Origin of the sequence: Exiguobacterium sp. UBA5002 (assembly GCF_002396765.1) — a bacterium.
Lineage (GTDB): Bacteria > Bacillota > Bacilli > Exiguobacteriales > Exiguobacteriaceae > Exiguobacterium_A.
In genome coordinates this window covers 1-12,222 of the sequence record NZ_DGYQ01000020.1, presented here as the reverse complement: position 1 = coordinate 12,222, position 12,222 = coordinate 1, and the positions used below count along the sequence as shown (strand labels likewise).

Sequence of the window (12,222 nt, the reverse complement as noted above, 5' to 3'; positions counted from 1 at the left end):
CCTCTTGTCTTTTTGATTATAACTCTACGTTATGGTAGACCTGTTGCACATCCTCAAGATCTTCCAGTGCATCGATCATTTTCTCGAATTGTGCGACGTCGTCTTCAGACAACGCGACTTCGTTTTGGGCGAGCATGACCAGTTCGGCAAGTGAGAACTCAGTAATGCCTGCAGCTTTCAACGCTTCTTGTACAGCATGGAATTGTTCCGGCTCAGCGTAGATGATGACAGATTCGTCTTCTTCGAGGATATCGCGCACATCAATATCCGCTTCCATCATCAATTCGAGAACGTCATCTGCAGTTTTACCTTCAAAGGCAAAGATTGCCGTCGCATCGAACATATAAGCGACGGATCCGCTCACGCCCATGTTTCCACCATTTTTTCCGAATGCAGCACGAACATCAGAAGCCGTCCGGTTAACGTTGTTCGTCAACGTTTCGACGATGACCATTGAACCGCTTGGACCGAATCCTTCATAACGCAAGACGTCGTAGTTTTCTTCCGCTCCACCTTTTGCTTTTTCAATCGCCCGATCGACGATGGCACGTGGCACGTTGTATGTTTTCGCTCGTTCGAGAACGACCTTTAATGCTTGGTTTGATTCTGGATCGGGTTCACCTTGTTTAGCCGCTACATAAATCTCACGACCGAACTTTGCGTAGATCCGACTCGTATTTTTGTCTTTTGATGCTTTTTTTTCCTTGATGTTGTTCCATTTACGACCCATTTCGTATCCACTCTCTTTCCGTAATATCAGAAATCCCTGATTTCCTATGCGTTATCAGTATACCTTAAACTACCTGACAGACTGAACTAAAATGTCGGTGGAACAGTTGAATTTCTACTAAATACGTTTAAGCGATGCGGAAGAAAGGAACTTTACCGATAGAGAAATATCAATTTAAGGGAGAGTGGCAGAATTTGAATCAGGCTGGAGTAGTTCATCGCGCATTATCACCGTTCGTTTATGCCTATGATCAAGAAACCGTCCATGTCCGACTTATGACGGCTAAAGGCGATATTGAAAAAGTTGAATTGATATATGGTGATCCGTATGAATGGGAAGCGGAAAAAGAAGAAGACCGAGATTGGAATTTTGATCCGGAGAAAGAAAAATCATGGAAAGTGAAACGGACGCCGATGCAACACAATGGAAGTGATGCGACGTATGACTATTGGTTCATTGCAATCCGTCCAGAACGGAAGCGGGTACGGTATGGGTTTGAGGTTCATGGCGATAAGATAGCCGTTTTAACCGAGCGTGGCTGGTATGACGAAGCACCACTCGATCATCCAGGCTATTATTTTTCTGTGCCATATGTTCATGCGACGGATGTCTTTGATACACCGGATTGGGTGAAGGATACGGTCTGGTATCAAATTTTCCCGGAACGATTTGCGAATGGCGACACGACGAATGATCCAGCGGGAACGAAGGAGTGGGGAAGTGAAGCACCGGCTTTTCAGAATTTCTTCGGTGGAGATTTTCAAGGGGTCATTGATCACGTCGATCATTTACAACGTCTCGGCGTCACGGGTGTCTACTTCTGCCCAGTCTTTGAGGCACCATCCAATCATAAATACGATACGCTTGATTACTTGAAGCTTGATCCTGCGTTCGGTGACGAGAAAACGTTCCGCAAGATGATCGATGTGCTACATGAGAACGGTATCCGCGTATTACTCGATGCCGTCTTTAATCATATTAGTGAAGAGCACCCAGCATTTCAAGATGTCTTAGAAAAGGGACAAGACTCAAAATACGCCAACTGGTTTACGATTGATTCCTTCCCGGTCGATCCATCGATTCCAAACTATGAAGTGTTTGCATTTGAACGAAACATGCCGAAGTTGAATACTGCCCATCCGGACGTCAAAGACTATTTGCTTCACGTCGGACGTTACTGGGTCGAGGAATTCGGAATTGACGGCTGGCGTCTGGATGTCGCTAGTGAAGTCGATCATGCGTTTTGGCGTGAGTTTAGAAAGGAAGTCCGGGCTGCGAACGGAACATGTTATATCGTCGGCGAATGCTGGACGGATTCGCAACCATGGCTCCTCGGCGATCAATTTGATGCCGTCATGAATTACGGTTTGACAGAGAGCTTTTTGACTTGTTTTGCGACGGGCGAGACGAGCGTTCGTGATTTCTCACATGCAGTCATCCGGAATTTAAACTGGCATTTTCAAAATGTCAACGAAGTCATGTTCAATTTGATTGACTCGCATGATACGCCGCGTGCTCTAACGCGTGCGAAAGGGAATATCGATCGAATGAAGTTACTCTTCACTACACTGTTGACGTTTCCGGGTTCACCCGTCATCTATTATGGCGATGAGATTGGAATGACTGGGGGGCAAGACCCAGCAAACCGTGCGTGTATGGAATGGGATGAGACGAAGCAGAACCGTGAGTTGTTCGATCACGTTGCACAGTTGGTTGCTCTTCGAAAACAGCATCCGGTTTTAGCAAATGCCGGAACGTATCATTTCCAAAGGATTGATGATACAAAACAGACATTTGTCGTCGAGCGACGTCAGGGCGAACAGGTTTACTTGCTCGTGGTCAATGTAAGTGAAGAGGCACAATCTCTTTCGCTTGAAGGAACGTATGAAAGTCTTTTAGACACAACGACGTTGTCGGGAACTATTCAAGTAGAAGCTGTGTCAGCTCTTCTTTTGCGACACGTATAAGAAAAAGCAAGTCGTGGATATCGAATCCGCGACTTGCTTTTTTAGTGCGTGTGCATTATGAATCAAACGGATGGATCAGTAAACCGCTCCGAAGCTTCGGTTCGAACCAAGTCGACTTCGGCGGCATCACTTCTCCCGCATCAGCCACAGCCATTAAATCTTCGATCGAAGTCGGATGCAAGTGAAAAGCGACAGCGGCATGTCCAGAGTCCACGATTTGCTCAAGGCCGGCATACCCCTTATGACCACCGACGAACTGGATCCGTGCGTCCGTCCGTGGATCCTCGATACCGAGTAACGGTGTCAACAACTCTTCTTGTAAAATCGAGACGTCGAGATTCGCTTTCGTCCCTGTTCGTTCAGAATCGTACGAAAGGGTATACCATTGCCGGTTGAGATACATCTCGATTTGGTGAGGCTTCGTTTGTTCGGCACGTCCTTTTGTGATCGTAAAGTGATGGGCTAATCGCTCAAGGAAATCAACGACGGATTGACCGTACAAATCTTCAACGACCCGATGGTAACCGAGAATCCGTAATTGATCCTGCGGGAAGGAGACGCCAAGAAAACGTTGTGCTTCCTCCTGGTCCGTCCGACTGGCAGCGATGGCTGCTGCTGCAGCACGATGATGACCATCAGCGATATAGAGAGCATCGTGACGGGCGAACTGGCTCCCGATCGTCAATAGATGATTGCGATCGGTGATTTTATAAATTCGATGCGTCACTCCATCGACGGTGAAATCATATAGGGGATCGCCAGCAGTAATCGTCGTGACGATTGCTTCGAGTTGTGCATCGGTTTGATGCGCAAGTAAAATCGGACCCGTATGTGCTTGTAACTGTTCGACGTGTCGGACACGGTCGCGCTCTTTATCAGGACGTGTGAACTCATGTTTACGAATTTGATTCGTCTCATAATCACTGACGGCAACACATCCGACGAAACCGGATTGCGTATGTGTTCCATCTGACAATTGATAAATGTAATACGTCTCGTCTGCATCGAGCTGTAAGATGCCGTTTGTTTGACTCTCTTCGAAGGCAAGCGCTGCTTGCTGATAAACGCGTGGGTCATCTTCAGCGATTAATGACGGAAGAGTAGCTTCTGCTTTATCAATCCGTAAAAAAGACAGCGGATGACGTCGGATCTCGGAACGTGCTTCTTCGCGCGAATAAACATCATACGGTAAGGCGGCAAATTCTGCCGCATATTTTGAGTCCGGTCGTAACGCCGCAAAAGGTTCGAAAGTTGGCATGGGGTTCACTCCTTTAGAGTAGGCGTGTTTTCAAGACGCCAGGAATCTGATTCAGTCGGTCGAGCGAAATCATCTCGTCCGCATGGTTATCGATATCGATGATCGTATAGGCAATCGCATCTTTACTACCATTGATCATATTCGCGATATTGATCGACTCTTGCGCTAACACGGAGGCGATTTGACCGACCATGTTCGGAATGTTGTGGTGAGCAATCGTAATTCGTCGTTTTCCAGTGAACGGTAACTCGACGGCTGGGAAATTGACCGCATTGCGGATGTTTCCTGTCTCAAGGAACAGACGCAGTTGATCGACCGCCATGATGGCACAGTTTTCCTCCGCTTCACTTGTTGATGCCCCGATATGTGGTAAAGCAATGACCCGGGGGAGGGACAAGATGAAGGCGTTCGGGAAATCCGTCACATAATTCGCCAGGCGACCGGACCTGAGCACTTCGGCTAGCGCTTGTTCATCGACGAGTTCACCACGCGAGAAGTTGAGTAGGGTCGCGCCGTGTTTCATTTTTGAAAAGAGTGACGCATCGAGTAAACCCGTCGTCGCATCAACGAGCGGGAGATGCAACGTGATGTAGTCGCTTGTCGCGAGGAGATCCTCGAGCTGTGTTGCCCGCTGAATCTGATTCGAGACGCGCCAAGCGGACTCAACGGACATATGTGGATCATAGCCTGTGACGGTCATGCCGAGCTCGTGAAGGGTGTTGGCTAAGTTTGCTCCGATCGCCCCAAGTCCGACGATCCCGATTCGTTTCCCGAGTAACTCCGTTCCGACGAATTGTTTTTTGTTCGCTTCGATCCGCTCTGGAATATCCGGTCCGCGTAAGTTATTCGTCCAAAGCAGACTCGGTACGAGTTTTCGCGCCGTCAGGAACAAACTACCGATGACAAGTTCCTTGACGGCATTCGCATTGGCACCTGGTGTCGAAAAGACGGGAATCCCGCGGTTCGCGAGTTGATCGAGTGGAATCGTATTGACACCGACGCCAGCTCGGGCGACGGCTTTGAGACTATCTGGAAAGCGCATGTCATGCAAATCCTTGCTGCGGACGAGAAAGGCGTCTGGTTGCTCCGTTTCCCGCTGGACGTGATAGTCGTCTGTAAATCGTTTTAATCCTTTGTCAGATAGATCATTCCATAGTTGGACTTGATACATTTAACGTTCCCCCTGTTCAAAACGGTGCATGATATGAAGCAGTGCCGTAACCCCTTCGGTCGGCATCGCATTGTAAAGACTCGCGCGCATTCCACCAATCGAGCGGTGACCGGCAAGATTGATCAAATCGTGACGCGCAGCGAAGTTCAAGAAAGCAGCGTCTTCCGATTCGCTTCCAGTCGAGAATGGAATGTTCATCCGGCTTCGATCCTTGACGGCTACATGGTTATGAAATAGATCGGATTGATCAATTGCTTCATATAACATGCGCGCTTGTGAGACGTTTCGTGCCGCGATCGTCTCGAGTCCCGTCTCTTCAATCCAATCGAGCACTAATTTCGTCATATAAAGACTAAACGTCGGTGGCGTGTTATAAAGAGATCGCTGTTTGGCATGGATGTCATACCGTAAGTAGGCACCGATCGTGTCAGGAACACGATCAAGCAACTCGTTCTTCACGATGACGACCGTTAAACCAGCGACACCAAGGTTTTTTTGAGCACCAGCATACAACACATCGAATGACTCGATTGGCAATGGTTCAGACAAAATCGATGACGAGACATCAGCGACGAGTGGCACATCGACATGAGGCGGTGTCTGATAAGTCGTCCCTTCGAGGGTATTGTTCCAAGTGATGTGCAAATAGTCGGCTGTTGACGTGAACGGACCTTCTGGAATGAAGCGATACCCGTGATCAGCGGAAGAGGCGAGCACGTTGACCGTGGCGTACAGTTTGGCATCTGCAATCGCCTTCGTCGACCAGCCGCCGGTATCGATGAAATCAATCCGTCCGGTCTTCGTCGCCAGATTTTGCGGTAACATCGCGAACTGAAGTGTAGCTCCTCCTTGAAGAAACAATACGGAGTACGAATCGGGAATCGACATCAGTCTCCGTAAGGATTGTTCAGCTGCCTCTCGAATCGATTCAAAGATTGGCGAACGATGACTCATTTCAAAAACGGATTGTCCTGAATTTTCATAATCGAGTAGCTCGGATTGAGCCTTCAATAGGACCGGGGCAGGAAGGACTGCTGGACCGGCAGAAAAGTTATAAACCGTCATGAGGAACACTCCTTCTTGAATTTTCAGAAAATATGTACCACTCAAGTGTAACGGAATGAAAAATGAGAAGCAATTCCAACTGACGATGAATGGAAAATGAAAACAAAAACATCCCTTGAATCCGTTACGACGGATCAAGAGATGTCAATTGACCAAAGTGCCATTTCCAACCATCTGACGTAGCACGATAGATGGATACGATCCGGAAACGACCAACGTATTGAGTTGTCCCGTATTCAAATCGGTCTTCTGTCAAACTATACTGGATTGCCGTATCTTCGAAATGATCAATGTATGAAAAATCATCGGTCCGGGATAACCAGCGGATGTTTGCAGGATCCACGTAATGATCGAGGTAGGTCTCGGCATCAAATGACCGCCCTAATGCATCGATGAACGTAAATTCGGGAGATAATAGATGCGAGACTTGTGATAAATCTCCTTTTAGCATAGCATCTTGAAGGTGTTGCATCGTTTGTTCGAGTGTCATGTTACATCTCCTTTCTTCCTGAATCGCTAGTGTAGCATATATAAACAAAAAAAGACCCTGCGTGAGCAGGGTCTAAAAGAAATTAAAGTTTTACAACGTTAGTTGCTTGTGGTCCACGTTGACCTTCTTCAACTTCGAAAGAAACCTCTTGACCTTCGTCAAGTGATTTGAAACCTTCAGATTGGATTGCTGAGAAGTGTACGAATACGTCGTCTCCGCTTTCGCGCTCGATGAAGCCGAATCCTTTTTCTGCGTTAAACCATTTTACTTTACCTTGTTCCATGTGTATTGCCTCCTGCGTGTGACTGGCACACTGATTATTACTACCGTGATCAATTTCATCGAATATAAAGTGAAACACTTCGTATCTCCACCGAACAACAATAATTACTTAATAATATAGCATGCCTGAATCGAAAAAGAAAGGACAAAACAAAAAAAGAACAAACGAAACTGTTCTTCTCTGAATAAAGCATGCAATTAAAGGGTTCATTCTACTTGTGTCGAAAGAGTATAACTGATTCTTTCAACAAATCGGAATATGTTCTTTTTTACTACTGAGTTGTCGTAATGTATGCAAAATGAATCCTTGGAAGTTCGGATAACGTGTCGGTTGTTCCCAAACGGTACGAAACAATTGCGTCATCGCGGCATGAATGAGTGCATCCTCGACTTGTGTGCGACGGAATAGAAGAAAGAGTGTTTTTTCGTAACGATCGTATAATCGTTCTAACGCGACGGAATCGCGTTGTTTGATTTGATTGAGCAAATCAATGTCTGAATACATAGGTCACTCCTTCTTCGACAGTTTTCTCTATAGTATGCTGTCACTGTAATGTAATAAAACTATTATGTAGATTCCCGCTATATAAATTATGAAACACCTAAACTTCTTGAACTAAAGATAATAATGGAAATGGAGGGACGTTATATGTTTCCTGTATACATTCGCCCGTACATCTTGGAGGATGCAGCGGCGATCCTTGATGTGAATTTGCGAAACCGTGATCACTTTGAATACTGGATGCCTATCAAGCCGTCACCTGAACAATACACGATAGAAGGGCAACGAGAACGGATTCATCGTCATCAAGAGTTAATGCGTCAAGATGCGTATTATGCGTATGGTGTTTTTTTATCCGAGACGGACCAGTTGATTGGGGATGTTTCGGCGATGTTCATTCAACGTGGACCAGCGGAGACGTGCATGATTGGCTACCAGTTGGATGCCGCCTTTTCAGGACGAGGATATATGGCACAAGCGGTCGGATTGTTCGTGGATCATTTATTTGATGTCCACCAGTTCCACCGGATCCGAGCTGAAGTCATGCCAGAGAATATCGGCTCGATCCGTGTCCTTGAAAAAGTCGGATTTCGTAAAGAAGGAATCGCGAAACAAAATCTCTTCATCAACGATGCCTGGGAAGACTTTGTTTTGTTTGCCCTATTAAAAGAAGACCGAAAGGAGTCACGTCATGCCAATCTCTAATTATTATGCCAATCTGCGCCAACTTGTCGGAACGCAGCGTCTTTTTATACCATGCGTCGCAGCGATCATTCGAAACGAAGCAGGTCACATCCTCTTTCAGGATCCAGGAGGTCCGTTTTGGAGTTTGCCTGCTGGAGCAATCGAACTGGGGGAATCACCGGCACAGGCAGTCATTCGCGAAGTCTATGAAGAGACAGGTCTATTCGTCCGACCGGTCCGTCTGATTGCGACCTTCGGTGGAGAGTCGTTCCGTTTGACGTACCCAGATGGAAACGAAGTTGAATATGTAGCGACGGTATTCGAGTGTAAGGTAGTCGGCGGAACGCTCGAAGCCATCGATGGCGAATCAAAGCAACTGGCGTATTTTCCGAAACAGGATCGTCCTCCTTTAGCACTGACTTATCCTGATCACGTGTTTGAAGCATCCGAAGCAACGAGCTATTTTGACTGGGAAGAGCACTGGTTGACAGATTTACAACAACGAAAACGGTAAAAACCGAACATTAAATTGCTGATAACGGAATAAAGTTCATGAAAAACCTTAAAAACGCGAAAATTTCTTTGACACTATGATGACAGTTCGTTATAGTAGTCAAGGGGGCGAATGATTATCGCCAATATACTAAAAAATATTCGTAATTAGAGGTGTTATTCATGGATGTAGTATTCGATTATGAAGATATTCAATTAATTCCAGCAAAATCAATCGTTGGTAGTCGTTCGGAATGTGATACGTCAGTCGAGTTCGGTGGTAGACGTTTCAAGCTTCCAGTCGTACCGGCAAACATGCAAACGATCATTGATGAATCGATTGCTTTGTTCTTAGCGGAAGGCGATTATTTTTATATCATGCATCGATTCGAACCGGCTCGTCGTTTGGCATTCGTTCGTATGATGCAAGAACGCCAACTGTTCGCTTCAATTAGCGTCGGTGTCAAGGAAGAGGAATATCAGCTGATTGAACAGCTCGCAGCAGAAGGGCTGACTCCTGAATACATCACGATTGATATCGCACACGGTCATTCGGAAGCCGTCATTCAGATGATTCGTCACATCAAGTCGCTTCTACCAGCAAGTTTCGTCATCGCGGGTAACGTCGGTACGCCAGAAGCGGTGCGCGAACTTGAGAATGCGGGAGCCGACGCAACAAAAGTCGGGATCGGACCAGGTAAAGTGTGTATTACGAAGATTAAGACAGGATTCGGTACAGGTGGTTGGCAACTCGCGGCACTTCGTTGGTGTGCAAAAGCAGCAAGTAAACCGATCATCGCGGATGGCGGGATTCGGACGCATGGCGATATCGCGAAGTCAGTCCGGTTCGGTGCGTCGATGGTCATGATCGGTTCACTCTTCGCAGGGCACGAGGAATCGCCTGGTGAGACGCATGAAGTAGATGGGGTGCTCGTCAAGGAATACTTCGGTTCTGCTTCTGAGTTCCAAAAAGGGGAACGCAAAAACGTTGAAGGAAAGAAGATGTTCGTCGAGCATAAAGGAAGTCTAGCGGATACGTTGATCGAGATGGAGCAAGATTTACAATCGGCAATTTCGTATGCTGGTGGAAATAAATTGCAGGCGATTCGGACGGTCGACTACGTCGTCGTCAAGAACTCGATCTTCAACGGTGATAAAGTATATTAAAGTGATCAGTTCGCTCTTAACGGAGCGGACTTTTTTTGTTTCTTTAGCATAACTCTTCCATTGGAGGGGTATACATCAAATGGACCAAAAGATTCGGAATATTTTGGATAGGGAGTGATTGACATGCTATTTGAAACGACATCGTACTTAATCGAAAAATTTGCCACTGTTCGTAACCAAACAATTGCCTTGATTGAACCACTCGAAGCAGAAGACTTCATCATTCAAGCGAGTTCGGACGTGAGTCCGCCGAAATGGCATGTCGCCCATACGACCTGGTTTTTTGAAAGGATGATACTACAGGAATATAGTGAAGGCTATCAAGTCTTCCATCCGAAGTACAATTATCTATTCAATTCTTACTATAATTCAATCGGTCCTTACCAGCCTCGTCAACAACGAGGGATGTTGTCACGTCCGACCGTCGAAGACATCATTGCTTACCGAGCATATGTCGATGGACAAATGGTCGAGTTCTTGAAAGAAGAACGGACTCCAGAAGACCAACGGAAAATCGAAGCGTTAGTCGAGATGGGACTGCAACACGAGCAACAACACCAGGAATTGATCTTGATGGACGTGAAGTATAACTTTTTCACGAATCCACTGTTACCTGCTTATCAGTCAAAGTCGTTGACAACAGATGTGCCTGAAAATGCAGTCAAGGAAACATCGTTTATCCAATTCGAGGAAGGACTCGTCGAGATCGGTCATACAGGAGACGGTTTTGCGTTTGACAACGAGAGTCCACGTCATAAAACGTGGTTACATCCGTTTGAATTAGCGACGCGTCCTGTCACGAACGGGGAGTATTTGGCGTTCATTGAAGCAGGGGGCTATCAAAAATCAGAGTACTGGCTATCGGATGGGTACGCAACGGTTCAAAAAGAAGGCTGGAAAGCCCCGTTATATTGGATGAAAGATGACGCGGGAGAATGGACGATCTTTACGATGAACGGTGTCGAACCACTTCGTCTCGATGAACCGGTCTGTCATGTCAGTTTTTATGAGGCGGACGCTTATAGTCGCTTTATAGGGAAACGCTTGCCGACAGAAGCGGAATGGGAATGGGCTTCTCGCCAAGTCGATTCTGTCACGAAGCGTAATATGATGGGAAGCGGAACCTTCCATCCGGTAGCCGTCGAAGAGTCAGAGACAACGCTTGCGAGCATGTTCGGAAACGTCTGGGAGTGGACGTCGAGCGCTTATAGTTCATATCCAGGCAGTAAACCGCTCGAAGGAGCGCTCGGGGAATACAATGCGAAGTTCATGTGTAATCAAATGGTACTGCGTGGAGGAGCGTGCGTGACGCCTGACGATCACATTCGCGAGACATACCGCAACTTCTTCCCGCCTGATAAACGTTGGTTATTTGGCGGCTTCCGATTGGCAGGTGACATGTGATGCGAGAGACAGTCATTGGGTACGATTTATATACGCCGCAACAAAACATGCGTTTAGAAGTCATTGAAGGTCTGATGCGAGAACAAAAGGTCTTACCGGCAAAATATTTTTATGATCATATCGGATCCCAGTTGTTCGAACAGATTACGCAACAACCGGAATATTATCCGACACGGACAGAACTCGCCATCTTGGAGCAGCATCGAGCGGAGATTGCACGAAGTATCGGCGATGTGCATACACTGATTGAATATGGAAGTGGCAGCAGTCGTAAAATCCAGATGTTACTGGAGACATTTACACATCTCGATACGTATATGCCCATTGATATCTCAAAAGACTTCCTAATGGAATCTGCACGCCAATTGTCGGAACGGTATCCTGCGCTGCATATTAAAGCGGTCTGTGGGGATTACTCACAATCGATTTCTTTACCGGTCGAGGAGTCTCAAAAACGAGTCATCTTTTTCCCGGGATCGACGATTGGTAACTTTGAACCGGAGGAAGCGATGCGCTTCTTACGTCATTCCTCACGAATTCTTGAAACGGGCGATGGATTCTTGATCGGTGTTGATCTGAAAAAGTCTGTTGATGTGCTTGAACGGGCTTATAATGATGCAGCCGGTGTCACAGAAGCATTCAATTTGAACATGTTGACGCATTTGAATCAGATGCTCGAGGGAACGTTTGATGTGACACGATTCGAACATCATGCTTTTTATAATGAAGAAAAAGGACGAATCGAAATGCATCTTCGGAGTCAACTCGATCAACTCGTGCAAGTTGGAGATGTGACGGTTCCATTCAAACAAGGGGAAACGATTCATACGGAAAACTCCTATAAGTATAGTAAAGAAGAGTTTGAGACACTTGCCCGTCAAAGTGGTTTTCATTCAGTCAATTGTTGGATCGATGACGATGAACGATTCAGCGTGCATTATTTAGAAAAAATGTAACGGCACATCAAAAAACACTCCCACTTGAAAGCTTTGATATGCTCCCCAAAAAGT

General features: G+C 46.4%; 13 protein-coding genes. 6 read left to right on the top strand and 7 right to left on the bottom strand.

Annotated elements, in window-relative coordinates:
* Positions 1–16: 16 nt before the first annotated feature.
* Entirely contained in the window at positions 17–730 is a 714-nt protein-coding gene (locus tag B4C70_RS04365; RefSeq protein ID WP_023468535.1) for a YebC/PmpR family DNA-binding transcriptional regulator, read from the bottom strand.
* Between the two features lie 194 nt (positions 731–924).
* Here B4C70_RS04365 and B4C70_RS04360 point away from each other — a divergent pair, with 194 nt between their 5' ends.
* Entirely contained in the window at positions 925–2,697 is a 1,773-nt protein-coding gene (locus B4C70_RS04360; protein WP_290777181.1) for a glycoside hydrolase family 13 protein, read from the top strand.
* A 55-nt stretch (positions 2,698–2,752) separates the two neighbouring features.
* On the opposite strand, the gene B4C70_RS04355 is transcribed toward B4C70_RS04360, so the two are convergent.
* From B4C70_RS04355 to B4C70_RS04330, 6 genes are all read right to left on the bottom strand, one after another.
* Positions 2,753–3,955 carry a DUF1015 domain-containing protein gene (locus tag B4C70_RS04355; protein WP_290777179.1) on the bottom strand — a complete coding sequence of 401 codons (1,203 nt, stop codon included), beginning with the start codon at positions 3,953–3,955 and terminating at the stop codon, positions 2,753–2,755.
* 13 nt (positions 3,956–3,968) lie between these two features.
* Positions 3,969–5,126 (bottom strand): phosphoglycerate dehydrogenase, encoded by a 1,158-nt coding sequence (locus B4C70_RS04350; RefSeq protein ID WP_133207446.1) that lies wholly within the window; start codon positions 5,124–5,126, stop codon positions 3,969–3,971.
* Positions 5,127–6,191, bottom strand: a complete 1,065-nt coding sequence (serC, locus tag B4C70_RS04345; RefSeq protein WP_214728281.1) for a 3-phosphoserine/phosphohydroxythreonine transaminase — start codon at positions 6,189–6,191, stop codon at positions 5,127–5,129.
* A 124-nt stretch (positions 6,192–6,315) separates the two neighbouring features.
* Entirely contained in the window at positions 6,316–6,681 is a 366-nt protein-coding gene (locus B4C70_RS04340; protein ID WP_023468530.1) for a nuclear transport factor 2 family protein, read from the bottom strand.
* A gap of 82 nt (positions 6,682–6,763) precedes the next feature.
* On the bottom strand, positions 6,764–6,964 hold the full coding sequence (locus tag B4C70_RS04335; protein ID WP_023468529.1) for a cold-shock protein: 201 nt from the start codon (positions 6,962–6,964) through the stop codon (positions 6,764–6,766).
* Positions 6,965–7,207: 243 nt separating this feature from the next.
* Positions 7,208–7,468 (bottom strand): hypothetical protein, encoded by a 261-nt coding sequence (locus tag B4C70_RS04330; protein WP_290777176.1) that lies wholly within the window; start codon positions 7,466–7,468, stop codon positions 7,208–7,210.
* A 144-nt stretch (positions 7,469–7,612) separates the two neighbouring features.
* On the opposite strand from B4C70_RS04330, the gene B4C70_RS04325 reads away from it, so the two are divergent.
* The 5 genes from B4C70_RS04325 to egtD all read left to right on the top strand — a co-directional run bounded on the left by B4C70_RS04325 (position 7,613) and on the right by egtD (position 12,168).
* Complete coding sequence (locus tag B4C70_RS04325) at positions 7,613–8,170, top strand: GNAT family N-acetyltransferase (RefSeq protein ID WP_290777174.1); 558 nt, start codon at positions 7,613–7,615, stop codon at positions 8,168–8,170.
* Complete coding sequence (locus B4C70_RS04320) at positions 8,157–8,663, top strand: NUDIX domain-containing protein (protein ID WP_290777173.1); 507 nt, start codon at positions 8,157–8,159, stop codon at positions 8,661–8,663. The genes B4C70_RS04325 and B4C70_RS04320 overlap by 14 nt, the downstream gene beginning before the upstream one ends.
* A gap of 161 nt (positions 8,664–8,824) precedes the next feature.
* Positions 8,825–9,808 (top strand): GMP reductase, encoded by a 984-nt coding sequence (gene guaC / locus B4C70_RS04315; protein ID WP_023468525.1) that lies wholly within the window; start codon positions 8,825–8,827, stop codon positions 9,806–9,808.
* A 123-nt stretch (positions 9,809–9,931) separates the two neighbouring features.
* Positions 9,932–11,212: an ergothioneine biosynthesis protein EgtB gene (egtB, locus tag B4C70_RS04310; RefSeq protein WP_290777172.1), complete on the top strand. Its 1,281-nt coding sequence runs from the start codon at positions 9,932–9,934 to the stop codon at positions 11,210–11,212.
* A complete protein-coding gene (gene egtD / locus B4C70_RS04305) occupies positions 11,212–12,168 on the top strand; it encodes an L-histidine N(alpha)-methyltransferase (RefSeq protein ID WP_290777170.1) in 957 nt (318 codons plus the stop codon). The genes egtB and egtD overlap by 1 nt, the downstream gene beginning before the upstream one ends.
* The last annotated feature ends 54 nt before the right edge of the window (positions 12,169–12,222 follow it).

Bases quoted from the DNA above. Each gene is read 5' to 3' on its own strand.
- B4C70_RS04365 (WP_023468535.1), bottom strand. From the start codon at position 730: ATGGGTCGTAAATGGAACAACATCAAGGAAAAAAAAGCATCAAAAGAC.
- B4C70_RS04355 (WP_290777179.1), bottom strand. From the start codon at position 3,955: ATGCCAACTTTCGAACCTTTTGCGGCGTTACGACCGGACTCAAAATAT.
- B4C70_RS04350 (WP_133207446.1), bottom strand. From the start codon at position 5,126: ATGTATCAAGTCCAACTATGGAATGATCTATCTGACAAAGGATTAAAA.
- serC (WP_214728281.1), bottom strand. From the start codon at position 6,191: ATGACGGTTTATAACTTTTCTGCCGGTCCAGCAGTCCTTCCTGCCCCG.
- B4C70_RS04340 (WP_023468530.1), bottom strand. From the start codon at position 6,681: ATGACACTCGAACAAACGATGCAACACCTTCAAGATGCTATGCTAAAA.
- B4C70_RS04335 (WP_023468529.1), bottom strand. From the start codon at position 6,964: ATGGAACAAGGTAAAGTAAAATGGTTTAACGCAGAAAAAGGATTCGGC.
- B4C70_RS04330 (WP_290777176.1), bottom strand. From the start codon at position 7,468: ATGTATTCAGACATTGATTTGCTCAATCAAATCAAACAACGCGATTCC.
- B4C70_RS04325 (WP_290777174.1), top strand. From the start codon at position 7,613: ATGTTTCCTGTATACATTCGCCCGTACATCTTGGAGGATGCAGCGGCG.
- B4C70_RS04320 (WP_290777173.1), top strand. From the start codon at position 8,157: ATGCCAATCTCTAATTATTATGCCAATCTGCGCCAACTTGTCGGAACG.
- guaC (WP_023468525.1), top strand. From the start codon at position 8,825: ATGGATGTAGTATTCGATTATGAAGATATTCAATTAATTCCAGCAAAA.
- egtB (WP_290777172.1), top strand. From the start codon at position 9,932: ATGCTATTTGAAACGACATCGTACTTAATCGAAAAATTTGCCACTGTT.
- egtD (WP_290777170.1), top strand. From the start codon at position 11,212: ATGCGAGAGACAGTCATTGGGTACGATTTATATACGCCGCAACAAAAC.